21 protein-coding genes are annotated in these 24,820 nt (G+C 70.5%); 15 read left to right on the top strand and 6 right to left on the bottom strand.

Going from position 1 to position 24,820, the window contains the following annotated elements:
- Window positions 1–109 precede the first annotated feature (109 nt).
- The gene (locus tag ASD38_RS09035) at window positions 110–763 is read left to right on the top strand and encodes a TetR/AcrR family transcriptional regulator (RefSeq protein WP_056459404.1); all 654 of its coding nucleotides are present in this window, start codon (window positions 110–112) and stop codon (window positions 761–763) included.
- Here the strand turns inward: ASD38_RS09035 and pdxH are convergent.
- A complete protein-coding gene (gene pdxH, locus ASD38_RS09040; RefSeq protein ID WP_056459664.1) occupies window positions 760–1,425 on the bottom strand; it encodes a pyridoxamine 5'-phosphate oxidase in 666 nt (221 codons plus the stop codon). The genes ASD38_RS09035 and pdxH overlap by 4 nt on opposite strands.
- A 139-nt stretch (window positions 1,426–1,564) precedes the next feature.
- Between pdxH and ASD38_RS09045 the strand changes: the two genes are divergently transcribed.
- The 5 genes from ASD38_RS09045 (at window position 1,565) to ASD38_RS09065 (ending at window position 4,311) form a co-directional block, all read left to right on the top strand.
- Window positions 1,565–1,906 carry a hypothetical protein gene (locus tag ASD38_RS09045; protein WP_056442012.1) on the top strand — a complete coding sequence of 114 codons (342 nt, stop codon included), beginning with the start codon at window positions 1,565–1,567 and terminating at the stop codon, window positions 1,904–1,906.
- Window positions 1,907–1,981: 75 nt separating this feature from the next.
- Complete coding sequence (locus tag ASD38_RS09050; protein WP_056459407.1) at window positions 1,982–2,683, top strand: DnaJ domain-containing protein; 702 nt, start codon at window positions 1,982–1,984, stop codon at window positions 2,681–2,683.
- Between the two features lie 72 nt (window positions 2,684–2,755).
- Window positions 2,756–3,232: an ester cyclase gene (locus ASD38_RS09055; protein WP_056459667.1), complete on the top strand. Its 477-nt coding sequence runs from the start codon at window positions 2,756–2,758 to the stop codon at window positions 3,230–3,232.
- A 216-nt stretch (window positions 3,233–3,448) separates the two neighbouring features.
- Window positions 3,449–3,865 (top strand): organic hydroperoxide resistance protein, encoded by a 417-nt coding sequence (locus tag ASD38_RS09060; RefSeq protein WP_056459409.1) that lies wholly within the window; start codon window positions 3,449–3,451, stop codon window positions 3,863–3,865.
- Window positions 3,862–4,311, top strand: coding sequence for a MarR family winged helix-turn-helix transcriptional regulator (locus ASD38_RS09065; RefSeq protein WP_056459412.1), 450 nt, complete (start codon window positions 3,862–3,864; stop codon window positions 4,309–4,311). Before ASD38_RS09060 ends, ASD38_RS09065 begins: the two co-directional genes overlap by 4 nt.
- A 222-nt stretch (window positions 4,312–4,533) precedes the next feature.
- Here the strand turns inward: ASD38_RS09065 and ASD38_RS23820 are convergent, their stop codons facing one another.
- The 3 genes from ASD38_RS23820 to ASD38_RS09075 form a co-directional block, all read right to left on the bottom strand.
- Window positions 4,534–4,698 (bottom strand): hypothetical protein, encoded by a 165-nt coding sequence (locus ASD38_RS23820; protein ID WP_156390626.1) that lies wholly within the window; start codon window positions 4,696–4,698, stop codon window positions 4,534–4,536.
- Between the two features lie 274 nt (window positions 4,699–4,972).
- Window positions 4,973–6,913, bottom strand: a complete 1,941-nt coding sequence (locus ASD38_RS09070; protein ID WP_156390627.1) for a sialate O-acetylesterase — start codon at window positions 6,911–6,913, stop codon at window positions 4,973–4,975.
- A gap of 159 nt (window positions 6,914–7,072) precedes the next feature.
- Window positions 7,073–9,556 (bottom strand): glycoside hydrolase family 3 protein, encoded by a 2,484-nt coding sequence (locus tag ASD38_RS09075; protein ID WP_162252136.1) that lies wholly within the window; start codon window positions 9,554–9,556, stop codon window positions 7,073–7,075.
- 165 nt (window positions 9,557–9,721) lie between these two features.
- On the opposite strand from ASD38_RS09075, the gene ASD38_RS09080 reads away from it, so the two are divergent.
- From ASD38_RS09080 to ASD38_RS09100, 5 genes are all read left to right on the top strand, one after another.
- Complete coding sequence (locus tag ASD38_RS09080; protein WP_056459422.1) at window positions 9,722–11,701, top strand: glycoside hydrolase family 97 protein; 1,980 nt, start codon at window positions 9,722–9,724, stop codon at window positions 11,699–11,701.
- Window positions 11,702–11,715: 14 nt separating this feature from the next.
- Window positions 11,716–13,938, top strand: coding sequence for a sialidase family protein (locus ASD38_RS09085; protein ID WP_056459424.1), 2,223 nt, complete (start codon window positions 11,716–11,718; stop codon window positions 13,936–13,938).
- Between the two features lie 8 nt (window positions 13,939–13,946).
- A complete protein-coding gene (locus ASD38_RS09090; RefSeq protein WP_056459427.1) occupies window positions 13,947–15,572 on the top strand; it encodes an alpha-L-fucosidase in 1,626 nt (541 codons plus the stop codon).
- 221 nt (window positions 15,573–15,793) lie between these two features.
- Window positions 15,794–16,555 (top strand): SDR family oxidoreductase, encoded by a 762-nt coding sequence (locus tag ASD38_RS09095; RefSeq protein ID WP_056459430.1) that lies wholly within the window; start codon window positions 15,794–15,796, stop codon window positions 16,553–16,555.
- Between the two features lie 216 nt (window positions 16,556–16,771).
- Window positions 16,772–16,963, top strand: coding sequence for a hypothetical protein (locus tag ASD38_RS09100; protein WP_056442039.1), 192 nt, complete (start codon window positions 16,772–16,774; stop codon window positions 16,961–16,963).
- Between the two features lie 3 nt (window positions 16,964–16,966).
- Here ASD38_RS09100 and hutC read toward each other — a convergent pair whose 3' ends face one another.
- Both hutC and ASD38_RS09110 read right to left on the bottom strand, forming a co-directional pair.
- A complete protein-coding gene (gene hutC, locus ASD38_RS09105; RefSeq protein WP_156390649.1) occupies window positions 16,967–17,680 on the bottom strand; it encodes a histidine utilization repressor in 714 nt (237 codons plus the stop codon).
- Window positions 17,681–17,700: 20 nt separating this feature from the next.
- Window positions 17,701–19,170, bottom strand: a complete 1,470-nt coding sequence (locus ASD38_RS09110; protein ID WP_082560711.1) for a formimidoylglutamate deiminase — start codon at window positions 19,168–19,170, stop codon at window positions 17,701–17,703.
- Window positions 19,171–19,256: 86 nt separating this feature from the next.
- On the opposite strand from ASD38_RS09110, the gene hutI reads away from it, so the two are divergent.
- From hutI to hutU, 4 genes are all read left to right on the top strand, one after another.
- Window positions 19,257–20,468: an imidazolonepropionase gene (gene hutI, locus ASD38_RS09115; protein WP_056459436.1), complete on the top strand. Its 1,212-nt coding sequence runs from the start codon at window positions 19,257–19,259 to the stop codon at window positions 20,466–20,468.
- Complete coding sequence (gene hutH, locus ASD38_RS09120; RefSeq protein ID WP_056442048.1) at window positions 20,465–22,000, top strand: histidine ammonia-lyase; 1,536 nt, start codon at window positions 20,465–20,467, stop codon at window positions 21,998–22,000. Before hutI ends, hutH begins: the two co-directional genes overlap by 4 nt.
- A 142-nt stretch (window positions 22,001–22,142) precedes the next feature.
- The gene (gene hutG, locus ASD38_RS09125; protein WP_056459439.1) at window positions 22,143–22,970 is read left to right on the top strand and encodes an N-formylglutamate deformylase; all 828 of its coding nucleotides are present in this window, start codon (window positions 22,143–22,145) and stop codon (window positions 22,968–22,970) included.
- A gap of 175 nt (window positions 22,971–23,145) precedes the next feature.
- Window positions 23,146–24,810 carry a urocanate hydratase gene (hutU, locus tag ASD38_RS09130; RefSeq protein WP_056459441.1) on the top strand — a complete coding sequence of 555 codons (1,665 nt, stop codon included), beginning with the start codon at window positions 23,146–23,148 and terminating at the stop codon, window positions 24,808–24,810.
- Window positions 24,811–24,820 lie beyond the last annotated feature (10 nt).

The following is a 24,820-nucleotide window of genomic DNA, read 5'->3' on the forward strand; positions in this document are numbered from 1 at the left end:
CGTCGGCGTCCCCATAGCGGAAAGTTCGCGCCGCGTCGCGGCCAGTGCGCTTGCTTACGCTTTGGTTGATCGGATATGACTTATTAACCTTAGATAGAGTCACAACCGCATGCTGATCGACGCCGTCCTCAACCGGTCCGAACGCAAGAAGACCGAAATCCTGACCGCCGCGCGCGGCGTCTTTCTCCGGGAGGGCTACGCCGCCGCCGGCATGGAGGTCGTGGCCCGCATGGCCGGCGTGTCGACCGCCACGCTCTACGCCTACTTTCCGAGCAAGGCCAAGCTGTTCGAGATCGTCGTCCACGACGCCGTCGGGCGCATGGCCGAACCCGTGCGCGAGAGCGTCCAGGCAACCGGCGACGCCCGCGCCCGGCTGACCAGCCTGGCGCTGGCCTATGCGACCTTCATGTCACAGCCCGCGACCCGGGCGATGTTTCGGATGGTCGCCAGCGAACGCCGGCGCTTCGAGACGGTGGCCGACCACGTCCTGCGCGCCGCCCATCAGGACCTGGGCGGGGCGGCGATCAAGCTCATCCGGGACCTGGTCGAGACCGGCGAGCTGACGGTCGACCAACCGGCCTGGGCCGGCGGCCAACTGCTGGGCATGCTGGACCACGCCACCCTGGTGCTCGGCCTGGCCGCCGGCGACGAGGCTCAGCCGGCCCGGCCGCTGGGTGAGATTAGCGCCGACGCGGTGGAGACGTTCCTAACGCGGTATGGCAATCCGAAACCCTCGCCCGGAGAGGAGGGGGTTTCGTTCTAGGGAAACAACCGCTTGGTCCCCCACCCCTCGCCGTCCCGCTCATAGACCAACCGTTCGTGCAGGCGGAACGGACGGTCGCGCCAGAATTCTATGACCTGGGGGACGACGCAGTAGCCCGACCAGTGCGGCGGGCGCGGCACCTTGCCCAGGCCGAACTTCAGCGCCATCTCGGCCACCCGGCGCTCCAGGGCCAGGCGGTCGGGCAGCGGGCGGGACTGGTCGCTGGCCCAGGCGCCCAGCTGGCTGTGGCGGGCGCGGCTGGCGAAATAGGCGTCGGCCTCGGCCTCGCTCACCGGTTCGACGACGCCGCGCACCCGCACCTGGCGGCGCAGCGACTTCCAGTGGAACAGCAGGGCCGCCTTGGGCTGGCCGCCCAGCTCCACGCCCTTGGCGCTCTGGGTGTTGGTGTAGAAGACGAAGCCCCGGGCATCGACGCTCTTGAGCAGCACCATGCGCGAATCCGGCAAGCCGTCGGCGTCGACGGTCGACAGGGCCATGGCGTTCGGGTCGCTCGGCTCGCCCTTGCCGGCCTCGGCCAGCCATTCCCCGAATTGGTGGATCGGGTCGCCCTCCGGCAGCAGTTGCGGGGGCACGGCCTCGGTCACCCGGCGGACATAGTCGTCCTCGGACGGCGAGGCGGGGATCAGGGGCGCGTCGGTCATGAGGTGGATATAGGGCGCCGCGCGCCAAAGGACCAAGCATGTGGGGCCAGGCCCCCTCGAGCTTGACGCGGCTGGCTGGTCGCGCGCATTAGCCGCCAACGATCGCGCGGACGTTTCGCGCCCATGGAACAGACCCCTGATGAAACTCGGCACGCGGGCGCGACTGGCCTGGATCCCCCTGGCGCTGTGGTGCGCGGCCGGCCTGTGGATCGGCTATGTCGAGGCCGTCAGATGGAAGGGCGACGACGTCCAGGACTGGATCATCCTGGCGGCCGGCGGCCTGTTCCTGTTCGCGGGCGGGGCGTGGAACCTCTGGCGGCTGCGCGCCAAGGCGGCGGAACAGGCGCGGGTTGAGGGACCGGACGTCGACGTGCCGGTCACCTGGCATCGCAAGAGCGGCTCCTGGGCCGTCATCCTCTTCATGGCCGGGGTGTTCGGGATCTTCGGCCTGGTCTGGCTGATCAGCGGCCAGATCCGCTGACGCCCGCTTGGCTTGAAAACGCTCGGAAAAGTTAACTTAACGCCCCGTTGACCAAACGGCGGCAGGGTCGGCGGCATGACCGCCGGCTCGTCTTCCGTTCCCAGTCTCCAGGCCGCCCGCGCCATCCTCGGCGTCGCGCCCGGCGCCGACGAGCGCGAGCTGCGGGCCGCCTATCGCGAAGCCGCCAAGCGCGCCCATCCCGACCGCCCCGGCGGCGACGCGGCCCTGTTCCGCGACGTGCTGGCCGCCTACCGCCTGCTGCAGGACGCCCCGACGCGGCCGATCCATTTCCCGCCCGCCGTCGCCGAACCGGTCCGGGTCGAGCAGGCCACCCTGCGGATCGACGCCGCCCTGGCCTTCGCCGGCGGGTCGCTCGACCTGACGCTGGACGCCCGCAAGCTGCGCCTGACCCTGCCGGCCGGCCTGCGCGAGAACGACAAGGTCCGGGTCGAGAACGTGACCTTCCGCGTCGCGCTCGAGCATGATCCCGACGCCCTGGTGCGCGGCGGCGACCTGTGGCTGACCGCCCGCCTGGACGCCCGCGCCCTGGCCGAGGGCGGTCGGATCGAGGTGGCCACGGCGCTGGGTCCGCGCCTGGTCTGGATCTCGACCAAGGCCGCCGCCCGGGGCCTGGTGCGCCTGCCCGGCCAGGGCCTGCCCGCCCGCGGCCCGCACCGCGCCGGCGACCTGTTCCTGCGCCTGGAAGCCCTGGGCGACGGCGTCGAAAGCGCCGCCCGCTCGCAGCTGAAGCGCTTCGCGGCCGCCTGGGCGGCCTAGAGACCTTCCAAACACGCGTTTCACGGCCCTATGATCGCCCACGCCGCCGCGGAGCGGCCGGGAGGACGGATCATGACCCAGGAAGCCCTGCGCGCCCGGCGCGAAAAGATCGTTCGCGAGCACATGGCCGACGAGATCGATCACGCCTGGGACAAGGTGCTGGCGACCTTCCCCCACCCTCACTACGAGATCATTGCCACCGGCGCCGTCCACGACGGCCGCCCCGATGTCGAGCGCTACTACACCACCTCGCGCCAGACCTTTCCGGACCAGCGCAACACCCTGCTGTCGTTGCGTCATGTCGACGACGGGATCGTGGTGGAGTTCATCCTGGAGGGCACGCAGCTGGGTCCGCTGGGTCCCCTGCCCGCCACCGGCCGGCCGTTCGCCTGCCAGATGACGGCCTTCTTCCTGTTCGAGGGCGAGACCCTGGTCTGCGAACGGATCTATTCCGACACCCTGACCATCGTGCGCCAGCTGCTGGGCGACATGACCCCGATGGAGGCGCTGGGCGCGCTGGTCGCGGCGGCGAAGGTGAAGACGGCTTGATCGATCTGTCATCCCGGACGAGCGCTTAGCGCGAAGATCCGGGACCGACGCCTGAGCGCCGCGTTCCAGGTCGGTCCCGGATCTCCGCTTCGCTGCGTCCGGGATGACAGGTCGGTGAAAAGGATCGCGCGCGATAAAAAATTCGACCCGGCCTCTTGCTAATAGATCGTGCACGATTAAATCGTTCACTATCGAATAACGCCAAGGAGACAACCGATGTCCACCCTCTATCAAACCCGCGCCACGGCCACCGGCGGCCGCGAAGGCAAGGCCCGCAGCGAAGACGGTCTGCTGGACGTGCGACTGGCCCTGCCCAAGGCGCTGGGCGGCAACGGCCAGGGCACCAATCCCGAGCAGCTGTTCGCGGCCGGCTACGCCGCCTGCTTCCAGAGCGCCATGGCCCACGTGGCCCGCCAGCAGAAGATCGGCCTGACCGGCTCGACCGTGACCGGCGTCGTCGGCCTGGCCCCGCTGGAGGTCGGCTTCAAGCTGGAGGTCGCGCTGGAGGTCGAAACCCAGGGCCTGACCCAGGAAGAGGCCGAAGCCCTGGTTGCGACGGCGCACAAGGTCTGTCCCTATTCCAACGCCACGCGCGGCAATGTCGACGTCGCGATCACCACAAAGGCCGCATGACCGCCAAACCGAACAAGACCAACGGCGAACCGGTCGAGGCCCTGCGCCTCGACCGTCAGCTGTGCTTCGCCCTCTACGGCGCCGCCAATCGGGTGACGCGGCTCTACCGGCCGCTGCTCGAGGCCCTGGGCCTGACCTATCCGCAGTACCTGGTCATGCTGGTGCTGTGGGAGGCCAGTCCCCGCACGGTTGGCGCCGTGGGCGAGGCGCTGGACCTGGAGTCCAGCACCCTGACCCCGCTGCTCAAGCGTCTGGAGACGCAAGGGCTGGTGGCGCGCGCCCGCGACCCCGAGGACGAGCGGCGGGTGATCGTCACCCTGACCGAAGCCGGCGCCGCCTTGCGCGACAAGGCCAAGGCCGTGCCCGAGCAGCTGTTCTGCAAGCTGAACATGCCGTTGGACGCGCTGGGCGACCTGCGCGAACGGCTGAAGGGCCTGGCGGTCTAGGGTGGATCAACGTTCAGCAGTTTGGCGGCTTGGTCAGTAAACCCTTCCTCCTTTCAACCGTCATTCCCGCCCTTGTGGCGGGAACCCCTGGTGCAGCTGACGGTGAGACGTCTTGGCGCGCCAGCGCGCCACACCCCTGCACGTGCGACCGGTAGAGGGGTTCCCGCCACAAGGGCGGGAATGACGGAGAGAAGGAAGGGCGTGTCTGAACGTCGATACGCCCTAGCCTTCGCCCTCGTCCTCGCCGGCGAAACCGTAGGGCTCTGCCGGCGGCAAGCAGCTGACCAGAACCTGGGCCGTCAGGCCCGGCTCGGCGACGATGGACGGCTGCTCGCCGAACACGGCCTCCCAAAGCTCGGCCAACGCCTGGTACGCGACATCGGGCACTCTACGCTCTCCTTACGAGAGACAATGCCGTTGAAGGTCAATGGGTTGCTGGTTAACGGCGCGCGCGGCTCCGCGCGCGCCGTCCGCCCCCTGCCCGCGCCGGTTCGCTTCCGAACCGAGGTTGGTCGCGCCCCAGCACAAGCCAGACTACCAGCCTAGGCGCGCCCCGGCGGCGCTGAAATGGAGCGAAACCCTCGAAGCGCGTCGGAACGCGGCCGAGGCCGCGACCGTCATTTCGACCAAGACGACCTGGGGCGGCCGCCCAGGGGACCGACTAGGGCGCGATGGTCAGTTCGAACGGGGTCGCCGGTAATCCGGTCCGTCCATAGAGATTGAGGATCGGGCTGTCGGCCCAGGCGAAGCGGACCCTGACCGGCGCGAAGCCGGCCGGGATCGTCAGCCGGACCTGGTCGCCGGCCAGGGCCGCGTCCGCGAAACGGCAGGCGCCGCCGGCGTCGCACAGCTCGAACCCGACCGGGCGGGCGTCGGCCTGGACCACCGCCGGCTGGTCCAGCCGCACGACCACCGCATCCGCCGCCCGCGTCGCCGACAGCGGCGCGGGACCGGCCGCGACCAGGCCCGTCTCGCCATAGGCCAGCTTGCGCGCCAGCAGGGCCAGGCGGTGGCCGACCTGCTGCTTGTTGGCCGGATGGATGTCGTAGATGTCGCCGATGTCGACGGCCGAGGCGAGACCGACCTTGGAGTCGGTCGCGGCGACGCGGCGCTGGACGTCGCGGATCTCGGCCCAGCCGGACTCGGCCGGCGCGGTCTGGCGCGGTCCGAACGCGGCCAGCTGCACCACCAGGAACGGCAGGTCCGGAGCGTCGAACGATCGGCGCCAGTCGGCGACCAGGGCCGGCAGCAGGCGTCCATAGGCCGCCGGCTCGGCGACATTGGCCTCGCCCTGGTACCAGGCGAAACCTTTCAGGCCGTAGGGGATCAGCGGCGCGATCATGCCGTTGCGCAGGGTCGACAGGCCGCTGCTCCCCACCCACGGCGCCGTCGGCGGCAGACCGCTCTGGGCGATGGCGGTCGAGACCTTGTAGCGCCAGCTCGCGCCCAGCGGGGCGAACGAACCGTCGTCGAACTTCAGACCCTTCTGGGCCGCCGGTCCCCAGGCCCCGCCGCCGCCGCCGGCGTCGATGGCCCGCACGGCGATCAGGTTGGGGCCGGCCCGCAGCACGCCCGGGGCGATCCTGTACGCGCGCGGCGTGTCCCAGCCCTGCGACGAGCCGATCTCGCGGCCGTTGACGAAGGTGGTGTCCAGGTCGTCGATCGGGCCCAGCGACAGGGTCGCGCCCTGCCGGGCCTGCTTTTCGGTCAGGGTGATCGATGCGCGCAGCCAGATCGTGCCGTCGAAGGTTTCCAGCCCGGGATTGGTCTCCCAGAACTGCTCGGCCCGCATGGTTTTCCAGTCGCGGTCGTCGAAGTCCGGACGGCTCCAGGCCGCGGCCTGCGGCTCGACCTTGGCGGCCCAGCGGCCGAGCTGGGCTTGCCAATGGGCCACCCCGACGTCCGGCGACCGGGCGTAGTCGGCCAGCACGGCCAGGCCTTCGTCATAGCCGCCCAGGGCGTGGAGACCCTCGCGGCTGATCCAGTCCTGGATGATCGAACCGCCCCAGGTGGCGTCGATCAGGCCGATCGGCGCGCCGGTGGCCTTCTTGATCTCGCGGCCCATGAAGAAGCAGGCGGCGCTGAAATTGTTGGCCGATTCTGGGGTGGCCGGACGCCAGGCGGCCTCCTTGGGCAGGGCCGTGGTCGGATTGGGCAGGCTGACGCGGCCGGTCTGCAGCAGGCGGATGTCGGGATCGGCCGCATTGGCCGCCTCGGCCTCGCCGCCCAGCGAGCGGCGCAGCGGATACTCCATGTTCGACTGGCCCGAGCACAGCCAGACATCGCCGACCAGCAGGTCCGAGATGGTCTGGCGCTCGCCGCCGGCCTGGGCCGTCAGGGTCAGGGCCGCACCCGGTTCGCGGGCCGGAAGGGTCGTCGACCAGCGGCCTTCGGCGTCCGCCGTCGCGCTGGTCTTGGCTTCGCCGAGCGACAGTTCGACCACCGCCCCCGGCCCGGCCGCGCCCCAGACCCGGATCGGCTGGCCGCGCTGCAGGACGGCGTGGTCGGTGAAGACCAGCGCCAGCAAGGGCGCGGCGGAGACAGTCGTGGCGATTGCGCTGACCGCGGTCGCCGCCAAAAGGCCAAGGATCTTCGAACGCATGGACATGACCTATCCCAAAATCCGCTCATCCCGGCGAATGCCGGAACCCAGATCCCATAACCGCGTGGCTGATTGGAGCAGCGCTGAGCTCATGGAGCCAGCACTCCGCCACGCCATCTGGGTCCCGGCATTCGCCGGGATGAGCGGAGACAAAGAGAACTAGTTCGCGGCCTTCCCCGGACACACCGCGCCCGCCGGATCCGTCGTCAGCTTCACGCCCTGCAGCGTGACCACCAGCTTGCCGGCGGTCGACAGCGCGAACGGCGCGGTCACGGCCGTCACGTCGGTTCCCGCCGCCTGGAAGCACTTGAGCGACACCTTCAGGCTCTTCCACTCGCCGACCGGCGAGGCTTCGAGCACCGGGGTGACGTCCAGCTTGCCCGCCCCGATCGACAGGGTGACCGGCGCGGTCGGCTTGGCGTCCACGCGATAGTCGATCAGCAGGTCGATCTCGGCGTTGGTCTGGAACGACAGGTCGAAGGCCTTGTCCGCCGCCAGGGCCGCGGTGGCCGCGGTGTCGCCGGAATAGGTCAGCTGACGCCCGGCTTCCTGCACGTTGCCCGCGTCGACCGGACGAACCTGGACGGCCGTGGTCGGGGTCAGCTTGAACTCGAACGGCGCCGGCGTCTTGCCGCCGACGAAGTAGTTGCTGACGTTCTCGCTGGCGATCTTGAAGCCCGGCTTTTCGGATAGCGTCCCGACCCGGGCCTTGGAGGCGTAGGTCAGGCCGTAGCCGTAGGCGAACTGCGGGTCGTAGCTCTTGTCGCCGCGGTTCAGCGTGAACTGGCCGGCGGTCTTGGGCCAGCTGAAGGCCAGCTTGCCGTGGAAGTCGGTGCGCGGCTTGCCCGCCTTGTCGCCGATCAGGACGTCGGCGATCCCGCCGCCTTCCGAGCCCGGCAGCCAGGCGGCCACGAAGGCGTCCGAGGCGTTGATCTCGGGGTTCACCCACAGCGGACGGCCCGACAGGAACACGCCCACCACCGGCACGCCGGCGGCCTTCAGTTTCTTCAGCAGGGCCAGGTCGGTCTTGTTTCCGGGCTGGTATTCCAGCGTCCTGATGTCGCCCACGCCCTCGGCGTAGGGCGTCTCGCCGAACACCACGATCGCGACGTCGGGCTTTTTCGCGAACGAACCGTCGACGCTGAGCGTCGCCGAACCGCCCGAGGCCTCGACCGCCTCCTTCAGGCCCGAATAGATCGACTGGGCGTTGGGGAAGTCGGCCTTGGTGTTGCCCGTGCCCTGCCACGACAGGGTCCAGCCGCCGGCCTGCTGGCCGATGTCGTCGGCGCCCGAGCCGGCGACCAGGATGTTGGCGCTGGCCTTCACCGGCAGGACGCCGTTGTTCTTCAGCAGCACCAGCGACTCGCGCACCGCCTGGCGAGCGATGGCGCGGTGCTCGGCCGAGGCCATCAGCGCTTCCTTACCTTCCAGCGGACGCGCCTGCTGGAACAGGCCCATCTTGGCCTTCACGCGCAGGATGCGGCGCACGGCGTCGTCGATGCGGGCCATCGGGATCTCGCCCGACTTGGCCTGGGCAACGGTGTTGTCGAACAGGTCCTTCCAGCTGTCGGGCGCCATGTACATGTCCAGGCCGGCGTTGGCGGCCTGCGGGCAGTTCTTGGGCGTGCAGCCGGCCACCTGGCCGTGGCCGTTCCAGTCGCCGACGATGAAGCCGTCGAAGCCCATCTTGCCCTTCAGTACGTCGGTCAGCAGGCTCTTGTTGCCGTGCATCTTCTCGCCGTTCCAGCTGTTGAACGACGCCATGATGGTCATGGTCCCGGCGTTGATGGCCGGCACATAGCCCTGGGCGTGCAGGCGGATCAGCTCGGCCTCGGAGACCTGGGTGTCGCCCTGGTCCTTGCCGTTGTGGGTGCCGCCGTCGCCGAGGAAGTGCTTGGCGCTGGCCGCGACGTGGCCCTGCTGGATGACGCCACCCTGGCTCACCGCGCCCTGCAGGCCCAGGATCATCTGGCCGGCGTAGGAACGGACGATCTCGGGATCTTCCGAATAGCCTTCGTAGGTCCGGCCCCAGCGGTCGTCGCGTGGCACGGTCAGGGTCGGGCCGAACGCCCAGTCGAAGCCGCTGGCGGCGGTTTCCTGCGCGGTGGCCGCGCCGATCTTGCGGATCAGCTCGGGATCGCGCGTCGCGCCCAGGCCGATGTTGTGCGGGAAGAGCGTGGCGCCGACGGCGTTGCCGTGGCCGTGGACCGAATCGATGCCGAACATCAGCGGGATCCGCGTGCCGCCCTCGCGCTGCGCGGCGGCGGCCCGGAAGGCCTTCACCGATTCGACCCACGGGCCGATCGGCGAGCGGTCGGGCGCGCCCAGCGGCGGCGAGCTGCCGCCGGCCAGGATCGAGCCCAGGGGGTAGGTCTTCAGGTCTTCGGGCTTCACCGAGCCGATGTCGCCCTGGATCATTTGGCCGACCTTCTCCTCGAGGGTCAGCTTGCCCAGCAGGGCGTCGACGAAGGCCTCGGTCTGGGGATCCACCAGGCCCTGGCTCTTCGCGGCGGGCCATTGGGCGGGATGGGCGGTGCTCTTGGTGTCGGCGGCGGACGCCGCGCCGTTCAAGACAGTGGTCGTCAGAAGGGTGGTCGCCAGCAACGCGGCGCAGAAGGCCTTGGTGTTCATAACTCCCCACATTTTATCGTTGAATTCCGACAGCGTTGTCAGTCGCACGCCGACGCAGCCGGAGCAATCTACACGCCCTCATTGGTACCGGTATCTAAAAGCTCGACGGCGATCCATACACGGTCTAATTTGTGTGACAAATAGAAACGCCCATCGGGCGTCATTGGGGGAGATGACATGCGGGGATATGCGGCGAGTCTTGTGTCCGGCGCGGCCCTGGCGGCCCTCGCGGCAGGCCCGGTCGGCGCCGCCGAACAGCAGCTTTCCTCCCCCGACGGCGCGCTCAGGATCACGGTTTCGGACAGCGACGGCCAGGCCCGCTACGCCGTCGGCTACAAGGGCCGCCCCCTGCTGGCGCCTTCCCCGCTGGGCCTGGCGCTCAGCGCCGGCGGCTCGCTGTCCCATGGCCTGAAGATCACCGGCGTCGTCCCGTCGACCAACGACACGACCTACGACCTGGTCGCCGGCAAGACCCGGACGGTCCGCGACCACTACAACCAGCTCAGCGTCGATTTCCAGGAGCCAGACGGCGGCAAGCGCCGGCTGCGGGTGATCGTGCGGGCCTATGACGACGGCGTGGCCTTCCGCTACGTGCTGCCCCAGCAGGCGGGGCGCGAGACGGTCGACATCCGCAACGAGGAGACCCGCTTCGACTTCCCGGCCGACTACCGGTGCTGGGGCCTGAACCTGGGCAAGTTCGGGACCAGCCACGAGGGCGAGTTCGATCCGGTCCAGGCCTCGAAGCTCCGCGAGCACAATCTCTATGACGCGCCCCTGGTCTGCGAGGGCGAGGACGGGGGCGCCGCCTTCGCGATCGCCGAGGCCGACCTGAAGGACTATGCGGGCCTCTACCTGACCGGCCGCGGCGACGGCGGGCTGGGCGTGCAGGTCAAGCTGTCGCCCAGGCTGGACGAGCCGCGCATCGCCGTGCGCGGCAAGCCCGGCGCCGACATCGTCTCGTCCTGGCGGGTGGTCATGGTCGCGCCGACCGCCGGCAAGCTGATCGAGAGCAGCCTCGTCGCCACCCTCAACCCGCCGACCGCCCTGGCCGACACCCGCTGGATCAAGCCCGGCAAGGCCGCCTGGGACTGGTGGAACGGTCCGGTCGTGTCGGGCGTGCCCAAGGCTGGGATGAACGACGCCACGATCAAGGCCTATATCGACTTCGCGGCCGCCAACGGCCTGGACTACATGCTGATCGACGACGGCTGGTACAGGAACAGCGGCGGGGCCGGCACGGTGAAGCCGGGCGCCGACATCACCAAGACCATCCCCGAGATCGACATGCCCGGCCTCGTCGCCTACGCGGCCGAACGCAAGGTCGGCCTGTGGGTCTGGGCCCACTGGAAGTCGATGGACGACCAGATGGACGAGGCCCTGGCCCTCTATGAGAGGTGGGGCCTGAAGGGGATCAAGGTCGACTTCATGGACCGCGACGACCAGGCCATGGTCGACTACTACCACCGCCTGCTGACCAAGGCCGGCCAGCATCATCTGATGGTCGACCTGCACGGCGCCTATCACCCCACGGGCCTGACCCGCACCTATCCGCACTACCTGACCCAGGAAGGCGTGCTGGGCGCGGAGTACAACAAGTGGAGCCGGCGGATCACCGCCACCCACAACGTCACCCTGCCCTACACCCGCATGCTGCTGGGCCCGATGGACTACACGCCCGGCGGCTTCCGCAACGTGGCGCCGGCGGCGTTCAAGCCGCGCAACGACCTGCCGTTCGTGCAGACCACCCGCGGCCAGGCCCTGGCGCTGTACGTGGTCTATGACAGCCCGTTCGGCCTGGTGTCCGACAGTCCCGACACCTATCGGGACAGCCCCGCAGGCCTGGACTTCGTCAGCGCGGCCCCGACCACCTGGGACGAAACCCGGTTCGTCGCCGGCGAGATCGGCCAGTCGATCGTGCTGGCCCGCCGCAAGGGCGCGGACTGGTGGATCGGCGCCATGACCAACGAGGCCGGACGGACCGTGAAGGTCCCGCTGGGCTTCCTGGGAACCGGCGTCTTCGCCGCCGACATCCGCCAGGACGGCGCGGCGCCGACCGATCTCACCGCCTCGAAGCGGACGGTGAAGGCCGGCGACGTCCTGACCCTCAAGCTCGCGCCCAGCGGCGGCGCGGCCGTCCATCTGACCCCCGCCCCCTAGACGGAAGTTCCCGCTTGTCCTCCTTCAAAACCCTCCTCGCCCTGGCCGCGGCCGCCGGCGCGCTGGCCCTGGCCGCGCCCGGCCTCGCCGCGCCGCCGGTGGCTCAGCCCTATAGCTGGAACACCGTCGAGGTGCTGGGCGGCGGCTTCGTCAGCGGCGTGGTCTATCACCCCACTGAAAAGGGGCTGGTCTATATCCGCACCGACATCGGCGGCGCCTATCGCCTGGACCGGGCGACCCGCCGCTGGATCGCCCTGAACGACGACCTCAAGCGCGCCGACGGCCAGCTGGCCGGAGCGCTGAGCCTGGCCGTCGATCCGCGCGACCCGAACCGGCTCTACATGGCGGCCGGCGAATATACCGGGCCCAATGCGCGCGGCGGCGCGGTGCTGCGCTCCACCGACCGGGGCGCGACCTGGCTGAAGACCGAGCTGCCGGTCAAGATCGGCGGCAACGAGGACGGCCGCAACACCGGCGAGCGGCTGATGGTCGATCCCGCCCAGGGCGCGGTGCTGTTCCTGGGCGCCAAGGACGGCCTCTATCGCAGCGCCGACCACGGCGAGACCTGGTCGCGGGTCGAGGGCTTTCCGCGCGTCCACGTCACGCTGACGGCCTTCGACCCCGTCGAGAAGACCAAGACCGGCGAAACGGCGATCGTCTATGCCGGCTTCGCCACGGCGCCCAAGGACGGGATGAGCGGCGGCGGCTTGCTGGTCAGCACGGACGGCGGCAGGAGCTGGGGCCTGGTCAGCGGCCAGCCGAAGGGCCTGATCCCGCACCACCTGGCGCTGGACGCCAAGGGCGGGGTCTATGTCGCCTACGGCAATGGCCTCGGGCCCAACGGCGTGACCAACGGGGCGGTCTGGAAGATGGACCCCGACAGCGGGGCCTGGACCGACATCACCCCGATCAGGCCCGGCGGGGCCGACCTGTTCGGCTATGGCGGGCTCAGCCTGGACCCGGCCCATCCCGGCGTCGTCGTGGTCTCGACCCTCGACCGCTGGAACATGGGCGACGACGTCTTCCGCAGCACCGACGGCGGCAAGAGCTGGAAGGGTCTGCGCGACAGGTCCGAGCACGACACCGGCGGCGCGCCCTGGGTGCGCGGCCTGGAGGCCAAGGCCGGCCGCGCCATGGGCCACTGGATCGGCGACATCGACATCGACCCGACCAACCCCGACGAGGCGATCTATGTCACCGGCTACGGCCTGTGGCGGACGCAGGACCTGACCGAGGCCGACCGCTCGGGCCGCACCCACTGGCGGTTCGACGACGAGGGGCTGGAGGAGACGGTGGCCCTGGAGTTGGTCTCGCCTCCGAACGGAGCCCCCCTGATCAGCACGATCGGCGACATCGGCGGCTTTCGCCACGACGACCTGAACAGCGCGGCCCGCAGCCGCTATTTCGACCCGCACGGCGGCACCAATCGCGGCCTCGACTACGCCGAATTGGAGCCCAGCATTCTTGTTCGAACAAGCGACCCGACGCCGACCGCCGGCTTGCGCTCGACCGACGGCGGCAAGACCTGGAAGGCCTTCGCCGGCTCGCCGCCGCGCGACGCCCACATCCACACCGGCCGCATCGCCCTGTCGGCCGACGGCCAGCGGATGGTCTGGGCCATGCGCAACGCCGTTCCTTACGTCTCCAGCGACGACGGCAGGACTTGGCGGCCCGTGCAGGGCGTCACTAAGTCCGAGCGCCCCGACTTCACCCCGGCCTCGGACCGGGTGAACCCGCTACGGTTCTACGTCTATGACGCGGCCCAGGGCGCGGTGCTGGCCAGCGCCGACGGCGGCGAAACGTTCAAGGTCACGGCCCGCGACCTGCCGAGGGGCGGCCCGCTGAAGGCCGTCCCCGGCGTCGAGGGCGAGCTGTGGCTGCCCACCGCCCAGGGCCTGATGCGCTCGACCGACGGCGGCGCCGGCTTCAAGGCCGTCAGCGGCGTCGGCGACGCGGGCCTGGTCGGGTTCGGCAAGGCCGCGCCGGGCCAGACCCATCCGGCGGTGTTCGTCTGGGGCAAGGTCGGCGGGGTCGAGGGCCTGTTCCGCTCCGACGACGTCGGCAAGACCTGGGTCAAGCTGCACGACGATCCCAAGGGGCCCCATTGGGGCTTCGCCGAGCTGCGGGCCCTGACCGGCGATCCGAACCGCTTCGGCCGCGTCTATCTCGGCGTCCACGGCCGAGGCATCCTCTACGGCGATCCGCAAGCAAACGCTTCGGCGCCTGTCCAGCCTTAGGGATCGTCATGAGCTTCAATCGCCGCGACCTGCTGAACCTCGGCGCCGGCCTGGCCGCCGCCTCCGCCACGCCCGCCCTCGCCGCCCCGAAAGGCGGCTTCCAGCCCAACTGGGAGTCGCTGGCCGACGGCTACAAGACCCCCGACTGGTTCCGCGACGCCAAGCTGGGGATCTGGTCGCACTGGGGCCCGCAATGCGTGCCCGAATACGGCGACTGGTACGGCCGCCAGATGTATATCCAGGGCAACGGCGTCTACGAGCATCACGTCAAGACCTACGGCCACCCGACACAGTTCGGCTTCATGGAATTCATCCCGCGCTGGAAGGCGCAGAACTGGGATCCGGAAGGGTTGATGAAGAAGTACCAGGCCGCCGGGGCCCGGTACTTCATGTCGATGGCCAACCACCACGACAACCTCGACATGTTCGCCAGCCGCCACCATGCCTGGAACACCCTGCGCGTCGGTCCGGGGCGGGACATCGTCGGGACCTGGGAGAAGGTCGCCCGCGCCCACGGCCTGCGGTTCGGCGTCTCCAACCACTCGGCCCACGCCTGGCACTGGTGGCAGACGGCCTACGGCTACGACGCCGAGGGCCCGCTGAAGGGCCGGCGCTACGACGCCTTCCGCCTGACCAAGGCCGACGGCAAGGGCACGTGGTGGCAGGGGTTGGACCCGCAGGAGCTCTATACCGGCCGCAACATGCTGATCCCCGAGGGGATCGACAGCATCAAGGCCGCCAACGCCTGGCACGACGCCCACGACGGCGAGTGGATCGAAAGCCCGCCGCCGAACAATCCCGCCTTCACCGCGAACTGGCTGGCGCGCCAGAATGACCTGGTCGACCTCTACCGGCCCGACCTGGTCTACTTCGACAACACCACCCTGCCGCTCGGCCAGGCCGGGCTGTCGGCCACCGCCTACTACTACAACCAGGCCCGCGCCTGGCGCGGCGCGACCGACGTGGTGGTGACCGGCAAGAAGCTCAATGCTCTCCAGCGGCGGGGCATCGTCGAGGACGTCGAGCGCGGCTTCTCCGACCGCCTGCGGCCAGAGCCCTGGCAGACCGACACCTGCATCGGCAACTGGCACTACGACCGCGGGCTCTACGACCGCGACGGCTACAAGAGCGCCAGGGACGTGATCCAGCGATTGGTCGACGTGGTCAGCAAGAACGGCTGCCTGCTGGTCTCGATCCCCATGCGCGGCGACGGCACGATCGACGACAAGGAGGAGAAGGTGCTGGAGGGCATGGCCGGCTGGATCGCCGTCAACGGTCCGGCCATCTACGCCTCGCGGCCCTGGCGAATCTATGGCGAGGGCCCGACGCGGCTGGTCGAAGGCGCGATGAACGAGGGCGACGCCAAGCCGTTCGAGGCCGCCGACATCCGGTTCACGACCAAGGCCGGCGACCTCTACGCCCTGCCGATGGCGTGGCCGGACGGCGAGCTGGTGATCGAGAGCCTGGCGACCTCCGGCCCGACCAGCGCGGGCGAGGTGCGGCGGGTGGAACTGCTGGGCTCGCCCGAGCCGCTGGCGTTCAAGCGGGATGGCAAGGGGTTGCGGGTGGTCTTGCCCAGGGCGCGACCGGCGTTCACGCCGGTGGTGAAGATCTCGGGGCCTGGGTTGGTGTAAGAGCCCTCCCCCTGTGGGGGAGGCGATCGCGCAGCGATCGGTGGGGGGAGCCGTAGGACTGTTCGATCCGGGTTGTGGCCGTCTGTCGATTGCTCCCCCCTCCGTCGGCTTCGCCGACACCTCCCCCATAGGGGGAGGGACTTGGCGGCGCGGGTTCGCCCCGCCGACGCATTGACGCTCTCTACGGCAACCTCCCAGACTGCCGGAAAAAGGAAACGCCAATGACCACCCTCGCCGGCCGCACGATCCTGATCACCGGCGCCTCCTCGGGCATCGGCGCCGCCTTCGCCCAGGCCGCCGCCAAGGCCGGGGCCAAGGTCGCCGCCGCCGCGCGGCGGGCCGACAAGCTGCAAACCCTCGTCGCCGAGATCACCGCCGGGGGCGGGACCGCCCAGGCCTTCGCCATGGACGTCGAGGACGAGGCCTCGGTCATCGCCGGCTACGACGCGGTCGAGGCCGCGTTCGGCGCGCCGGAGTCGGTGATCGCCAACGCCGGGATCAACATCGAGGGCTCGGCGCTGGACATCGGAATCGAGGATTTCGACAAGGTCCTGGCCGTCAACACCCGCGGCGTCTTCCTGACCGCCCGCGAAGGCGCGCGGCGGATGATCAGGGCCGGCAGCCCGGCCAGCGAGCGCGGCCGCATCGTGCTGGTGGCCTCGATCGGCGCGCACAAGGTGCTGCCGGGCCTGACCGCCTACGCCGCCTCCAAGGCCGCCACCGCCCACATGGGCAAGAGCCTGGCCCGCGAATGGGCGCGCAAGGGGATCAACGTCAACGTCCTATGCCCCGGCTACATCAAGACCGAGCTGAACGCGGCGTGGTTCGACAGCGAAGGCGGCCAAAAGCTGGTCTCGACCTTCCCGCGCAAGCGGCTGATGGAGACGAGCGACCTGGAGGCGATGGCGCTGTATCTCGCGTCCGACGAAGCGCGAGCGGTGACGGGGTCGGTGTTCACCGTCGATGACGGACAGTCGCTGTAAATCACCCTCTCCCGGAGGGGAGAAGGAGGGGCCCGCGCCGCAGGCGTGGGAGGATGAGGGGTGACGCCGTTGGCCGGAGCGCCGGCACGCCGGCAGACTCAGAACCCCCTCACCCTCCCACCGCTACGCGGTCGGGTCCCTCCCTCTCCCCTTGGGAGAGGGTTTCCGTCAGCGCCCCCACACTGTAGACCACCTGCCTCACCCAAGGAGCCTTCCATGCCCGACACCATCAAGCGCGGCGTCACCGTCGACCAGAAGCTGAAGGCTCACCGTTACCTGGCGACGCTGACCGCCGCCCGCGCCGCCGACGTGGCCAAGGCCGCCAAGGCCCGCCTGGCCAAGCATCCGACCGGCCGCGACGAAGCCATCGACGCCGCCTATGCCGACCTGAGCGCCAAACAGAAATAGACCCTAGCCCCGCGTCCGGCCGAACCGCGCCACCAGGTCGTAGGCTTCGCCCGGGAACAGCTGCCGCACCCAGGTGATCGGGGCGTCGACGCGCCAGGTGCGGCGCTCGACCGCCAGCAGCGCCGTGCCGACGTCCAGCGTCATCAGCGCCGCCGTCGCCGCGTCGGCCCCGACGGCGCTGATGCGGTTCTCGGCCTCGGTCCACGGCACGTGGTGCAGCAGCCAGGCGCCGGGCGACTCGTCGGCGAAGTCCAGGTCGGCCGCCTCGGGCACGGCGGCCAGGCTGATCAGCCGGTCCTCCAGGGCGAACGGCCGATCGCCGGCGACATGCAGGCCGCGCAGCACCAGCAGCTCGCCGCCCGCCGCCAGGGCGATCTCCTCGACATCGCCGGCCTTGGCCTCGCGCCGCCGCCGGTCCAGCAGATCGAAACGGTAGGTCTCGCCGCGCGCCACGATCTCGGCCTGGATGTCGGGAATGTCGAGCACGGTGGAATGGACGCGCGGCCGGGCCACGAACGAGCCGGCGCGGCGACGGCGGACGATCAGCCCCTCTTCCGCCAAGGCCGACATCGCCTTGTTCACGGTCATCCGCGAACAGCCGAACTGGGCCATCAGCTCGGTCTCGGACGGAACCTTGCGGCCCGGCGTCCAGGCGCCCGAGCGGATCAGGTCCTCGATCTGGCCGCGAATGCGCTGGTGCAGCGTCGTCTCGTTCACGCTCAAGCCAGCACGCTCCCTCAAGACAGAATATTGGCCAAGGCCGTCCGATAGCGCGCCAGGATCGCCTCGCGCGCGTGGTGGCGTCCGCCGCTGACGACCTGCCGGCCACCGCGCCAGACGCCGTCGACGGCCCCGTGTCGCCCGGCGAACACCCAGCTGTCCAGCAGGGCGTCGCCGTCGCGGCCGATCATCGCCGGATGGGCGCGGTCCAGGGTCACGAAGTCGGCCGCCCGCCCCCGGCGCAGGCCGCCGACCACGCCCAGGGCCTGGGCCCCGCCGCCGACCGCCGCGCGGAACAGCGCCCCGCCCGTCGAGCTGCCCGGCGCCTTGGCCAGCACGTTGCGGGCCCGCCGGGTCAGGCGCTGGGCGTATTCCAGGGTCCGCAGCTCCTCGGCCGCGTCGATCAGCACGTTGCTGTCCGAGCCGATCCCGAACGCCCCGCCGGCCGCCAGGTAGTCGTGGGCCGGGAAGACGCCGTCGCCCAGATTGGCCTCGGTGATCGGACACAGGCCCGCCACCGCGTCGCTCTTGGCCAGGCGCTCGGTCTCCATGGCGTTCAGGTGGGTGGCGTGGACCAGGCACCAGCGCTTGTCGACCGGCGCGTTGTTCATCAGCCAGCGCACCGGCCGCGCGCCGGTGGCGGCCAGGCAGTCGTCGACCTCCTGGGTCTGCTCGGCGATGTGGATGTGGATCGGGTCGGCGCCGGCCAGCGGCAGGATCGCGGTCAGCTCCTCGCCGGTCACCGCCCGCAGGCTGTGCGGCGCGATCCCGACCACCGCGTCGGGCAGGCCGGCGACCGCCGCGCGGCTGGCCTCGATCAGCCGGCCGTAGCCGTCGACGTCATGGATGAACCGTCGCTGGCCCTCGCCGGGCGCGACGCCGCCGAAGCCGGCATGGGCGTAGAACACCGGCAGCAGGGTCAGGCCGATGCCCGTCTGGTCGGCCGCCGCCGCGATCCGCGCCGCCATCTCGGCGGGGTCGGCGTAGGGCGAGCCATCCTTGTCATGATGCAGGTAGTGGAACTCGCCGACCCGGGTCGAGCCGGTCTCCAGCATCTCCATGTAGGCGAGCGCCGCGATCGCCTGGACCTCGTCGGGACCCAGCCGGTCGACGAACCGGTACATCAGCTCGCGCCAGGTCCAGAAGCTGTCGCCGGTTGGCCCGCGTGTTTCGGTCAGGCCCGCCATGGCCCGCTGGAAGGCGTGGCTGTGCAGGTTGGGCAGGCCGGGCAGGCACGGGCCGTGGGCGACTTCGCCGGACTGGCGGGCGACGTCAGTGTCGATGCGGCTGATCGCGCCGTCGGTGAGCGTGAACCGAACGTCCTTGGCCCAGCCGTCGGCCAGCAGGGCCTGCTCGAACCACAGGGTCTGGGGACCGGCCGGCGCGACGCGCTCGGGGGCGGGCTCGGTCTCCCCCTCGGTCTTGGGGGGCGGCGTGTAGATCGGCTCGTCAGCCTCAGGTTCTGACGGAAACTCGTCGTCGGTCACTGGACAGTCCTCGGGTCGCGCGAATATGTCTATACATATTGAAGCCGTCGGCAAGAGACCGAACCGGCGTCGGGAGATCCCAGGCCATGCGCTGCGATCGGGTGTGGAGCAAGGCCCGCCTGGCCACTTTCGCCGCCGACCTGCCGGGCATGGGCGTGGTCGAGGACGGCGTCGTGGCCAGCCTCGACGGTCGCATCGTCCATGCCGGCCCGGCCGCCGACGCGCCCGCCTTCGAGGCGCTTGAAACCATCGACTGCGAAGGCCGCTGGATCACGCCCGGCCTGATCGACCCCCACACCCACCTGATCCATGGCGGCGACCGCGCCCACGAGTTCGAGCTGCGGCTGGCCGGCGCGAGCTACGAGGACATCGCCCGGGCCGGCGGCGGCATCGTCTCGACCATGAAGGCCACCCGCGCCGCCTCGCGGGCCGAGCTCGTGGCCAGCGCCCTGGCCCGCCTGGACGCCCTGATCGCCGAGGGCCTGACGACCATCGAGATCAAGTCCGGCTACGGCCTGTCGCTGGACGATGAGCTGAAGAGCCTGCGCGCCGCCCGCGCCCTGGCGGACGTGCGCCAGGTGTCGGTGACGGCCACCTTCCTCGGCGCCCACGCCCTGCCGCCGGAATACGCCGACGCCCCCGACGATTACATCGACCACGTCTGCTACCAGATGATCCCCGCCGTCGCCGCCGAGGGCCTGGCGGACGCCGTCGACGCCTTCTGCGAGGGCATCGGCTTCACCCCCGCCCAGACCCGCCGGGTGTTCGAGGCGGCCCACGATCACGGCCTGCCCGTGAAGCTTCATGCCGAGCAACTGTCGAACCTGAACGGCGCGGCCCTGGCCGCCGAGTTCGGAGCCCTGTCGGCCGACCACCTGGAACACCTGGACGACGCCGGGATCGCCGCCTTGGCCAAGGCCGGCACCACCGCCGTGCTGCTGCCGGGAGCCTTCTACTTCGTGCGCGAGACCAGGCTGCCGCCTGTCGAAGCGCTGCGCGCGGCTGGCGTGCCGCTGGCCCTGGCCACCGACTGCAACCCCGGCACCTCGCCCCTGACCAGCCTGCTGCTGACCATGAACATGGCCGCCACCCTGTTCCGGATGACCGTCGACGAATGCCTGGCCGGCGTCACGCGCGAGGCCGCGCGGGCGATCGGGCGGCTGGAAAGCGTCGGGACGCTGGAGGCCGGCAAGGCCTGCGACCTGGCCATCTGGGACATCGAGCGTCCCGCCGAACTTGTCTATCGCATGGGCTTCAACCCGCTCCATGCGCGCGTCTGGAAGGGTGAAGTCACGTGATCGAAGTCGTTCTCAACCCCGGCGAGGTCAGCCTGACCGACTGGAAGGCCGTCTATCGCGGCGCCCCCGCGCGGCTGCATCCCGGCGCCGCCCCGGTGATCGCGGAAAGCGCCGCCGCCGTCGAACGCATCCTGGCCAAGGGCGCGCCGGTCTACGGGATCAACACCGGCTTCGGGAAGCTGGCCAGCGTGCGGATCGGCGACGCGGATCTCGAGACCCTGCAGCGCAACATCGTCCTGTCCCACGCCGCCGGGACGGGCGCGCCCTCGCCCGTCCCGGTGATCCGGCTGATGATGGCCCTGAAGCTGGCCAGCCTGGCCCAGGGCGCGTCGGGCGTGAAGCCGGCGACCACCGACCTGCTGGAGGCCATGCTCGTGAAGGGCCTGACGCCCGTCACGCCCTGCCAGGGCTCGGTCGGCGCGTCGGGCGACCTGGCCCCGCTGGCGCACATGGCCGCGACCATGATCGGGGTCGGCGAGATCTTCGTCGGCGGCCAGCGTCTCCCGGCCATCCAGGCTCTGATGGAAGCGGGCCTCAAGCCGTTGACGCTGGGTCCCAAGGAAGGCCTGGCCCTGCTGAACGGCACCCAGTTCTCGACCGCCAACGCCCTGGCCGCCCTGTTCGACGCCGAGCGGCTGTTCCAGTCGGCCCTGGTCACCGGCGCCCTGGCGACCGAGGCCGCCAAGGGTTCGGACACCCCGTTCGATCCGCGCATCCACACCCTGCGCCGCCAGCCCGGCCAGATCGAGACCGCCGCCGCCCTGCGCGCCCTGATGGCCGGCTCGGCGATCCGCGACTCCCACCGCGAGGGCGACACGCGGGTGCAGGATCCCTACTGCCTGCGCTGCCAGCCGCAGGTGATGGGCGCGGCCCTCGACGTGCTGCGCCAGGCGGCCGTCACCCTGGCGACCGAGGCCAACGGCGTCTCGGACAACCCGCTGATCTTCCCCGACACGGACGAGGCGCTGTCGGGCGGCAATTTCCACGCCGAGCCCGTGGCCTTCGCGGCCGACATGATCGCCCTGGCCGTCTGCGAGATCGGCTCGATCGCCGAGCGGCGCATCGCCATGCTGGTCGACCCGGCCTGCTCGGGCCTGCCGGCCTTCCTGACGCCGAAGCCGGGCCTCAACTCCGGCTTCATGATCCCGCAGGTCACGGCCGCGGCCCTGGTCTCGGAGAACAAGCAGAAGGCCTATCCGGCCAGCGTCGACTCCATCCCGACCTCGGCCAACCAGGAGGATCACGTCTCGATGGCCGCTCACGGCGCGCGGCGCCTGCTGGCCATGGTCGAGGCCGCCGAGGCGGTGATCGGCATCGAGCTCCTGGCCGCCGTCCAGGGCTGCGACTTCCACGCGCCCCTGACCTCGAGTCCGGCCCTGGAGAGCGTGCGCCGGATCCTGCGGGCGCAAGTCCCGCACCTGTCGGACGACCGCCACTTCCACCCGGACATGGAGGCCGCCAACGCCCTGGTGCGCGCCGGCGCGGTCGTGGTGGCGGCGTCCAGCGTCGACCTGCCGGGGGTGGAGGCGTGAGCGCTCGAGCATCGTGCGTCCTTCGAGGCCCGCTGCGCGGACGCCTCAGGATGAGGAGCTTTGTCGCTGCTCAATTCCTCATCCCGAGGTGCGAGCCGCGGGCGAGCCTCGAAGGACGCACGGCGGTTGGAGGGTCGGAGCCATGAGCCCGCAGAACTGGCTCCACGTCACGCGCGGCGAGGCCCCGCTGGTCGTCAGCATCCCGCACGCCGGAACGATCATCCCGTCCGACATCGAGGCGCGGCTGGTCTCGCCCTGGCTGGCGCGCAAGGACGCCGACTGGTGGCTGGGCGAACTCTACGCCTTCGCCGACGGCCTGGACGCCACGGTGGTCCGCACCGGCGTCTCGCGCACGGTGATCGACGTCAATCGCGACCCGTCCGGCGTGTCGCTGTATCCCGGCCAGGCCACCACCAGCCTGTGCCCGGTCGACACCTTCGACGGCGAGCCGCTGTATGTCGCCGGCCAGGAGCCGGGCGCGGCCGAGATCGCCCGGCGGCGCGTCACCTTCTTCGATCCCTACCACGCCGCCCTCGAGACCGAGCTCGACCGGCTGGTCGCGGTCCACGGCAAGGTGGTGCTGTACGACGCCCACTCGATCCGCTCGCGCGCGCCCCGGCTGTTCGACGGCGAGCTGCCGCAGTTCAACATCGGGACGAACGGCGGGGCGGCCTGCGATCCGGGCCTGACCCGTAGGGTCGAGGCCCCCTGCGACGCCACGGGCCTGCCACGCGTCACCGACGGCCGGTTCAAGGGCGGCTGGATCACCCGCCGCTACGGCCGGCCGGACCAGGGCGTCCACGCCGTCCAGATGGAGCTGGCCTGCCGCGGCTATATCGACGAGCCGACGGTGCTGAGCTCGGACAATTGGCCCACGCCCTACCACGCCCCGCGCGCCGCGCCGCTGCGCGCCGCCCTCGCCGACGTGCTGAAGGCGTGCATCGCCTTCGCCCAAGCCGCAGTGAATTGATGAGGCCGGCAACCATCCTGCGTCCTTCGAGGCCCGCTGCGCGGGCGCCTCAGGATGAGGAATTCAATAGGGCGGTCCTCATCCTGAGGTGCGAGCCGAAGGCGAAGCCTCGAAGGACGCAGAGCGCCCAAGCCGCCCTCCCGCCAAACTCCCTCTCAACGCTCGAGACCCGCCCATGACCCGCCTCGACAACACCCGCGTCATCCGCCCCGCCACCGGAACCGAGCTGACCACCAAGTCCTGGCTGACCGAGGCCCCGCTGCGGATGCTGATGAACAACCTGCACCCCGACGTCGCCGAGCGGCCCGAGGAGCTGGTGGTCTATGGCGGCATCGGCCGCGCCGCCCGCGACTGGGAGAGCTACGACAAGATCGTCGAGACCCTGCGCCGGCTGGAGGACGACGAGACCCTGCTGGTCCAGTCGGGCAAGCCGGTCGGCGTGTTCCGCACCCATGTCGACGCGCCGCGCGTGCTGATCGCCAACTCCAACCTGGTGCCGCGCTGGGCGACCTGGGAGCACTTCAACGAGCTCGATCGCAAGGGCCTGGCCATGTACGGCCAGATGACCGCCGGTTCGTGGATCTATATCGGCGCCCAGGGCATCGTGCAGGGCACCTACGAGACCTTCGTCGAGATGGGCCGCCAGCACCACGGCGGCGACCTGGCCGGCAAGTGGCTGCTGACCGCCGGCCTGGGCGGCATGGGCGGGGCCCAGCCCCTGGCGGCGGTGATGGCCGGGGCCTCGTGCCTGGCCATCGAGTGCCAGCCCTCGCGGATCGAGATGCGCCTGCGCACCGGCTATCTGGACAAGGCCACCGAGAGCCTGGACGAGGCCCTGGCCTGGATCGAGGAGTCCCGTCGAAACCGGACTCCGATCTCGGTCGGCCTGCTGGGCAACGCCGCCGAGCTGCTGCCGGCCATGTTCGCGGCCGGCGTCCGCCCCGACCTGCTGACCGACCAGACCAGCGCCCACGATCCGATCAACGGCTACCTGCCGGCCGGCTGGACCCTGGACCAGTGGGCGGCCGCCAAGGAGCGCGAGCCCGAAACGGTGAACCGCGCCGCCCGCGCCTCGATGGCGGTGCATGTGAAGGCCATGCTCGACTTCCAGGCCGCCGGCGTGCCCACCGTCGACTACGGCAACAACATCCGCCAGATGGCGCTGGAGGAAGGCGTGACGAACGCCTTCGACTTCCCCGGTTTCGTGCCGGCCTATATCCGCCCGCTGTTCTGCCGGGGGATCGGGCCGTTCCGCTGGGCGGCGCTGTCGGGCGATCCGGAGGACATCAGGAAGACCGACGCCAAGGTCAAGGAACTGATCCCCGACAATCCGCACCTGCACCACTGGCTCGACATGGCCGCCGAGAAGATCAAGTTCCAGGGCCTGCCCGCCCGGATCTGCTGGGTCGGTCTCGGCGACCGCCATCGCCTGGGCCTGGCGTTCAACGCGATGGTCGCCTCGGGCGAGCTGAAGGCCCCCGTCGTGATCGGCCGCGATCACCTCGACAGCGGCTCGGTCGCCTCGCCCAACCGCGAGACCGAGGGGATGATGGACGGGTCGGACGCGGTGTCGGACTGGCCGCTGCTGAACGCCCTGCTCAACACCGCCTCGGGCGCCACCTGGGTGTCGCTGCACCACGGCGGCGGGGTGGGCATGGGCTTCTCGCAGCACGCCGGCATGGTGATCGTCGCCGACGGCACCGAGGCGGCGGCCAAGCGTCTGGCGCGGGTGCTGTGGAACGACCCGGCCACCGGCGTCATGCGCCACGCCGACGCCGGCTACGAGATCGCCAAGGCTTGCGCGCGGGAACACGGGCTGGACCTGCCGGGGATTTTGTAAGCCATACTCC

Origin of the sequence: Caulobacter sp. Root487D2Y, assembly GCF_001427165.1 — a bacterium.
Classification (GTDB): Bacteria; Pseudomonadota; Alphaproteobacteria; order Caulobacterales; family Caulobacteraceae; genus Caulobacter.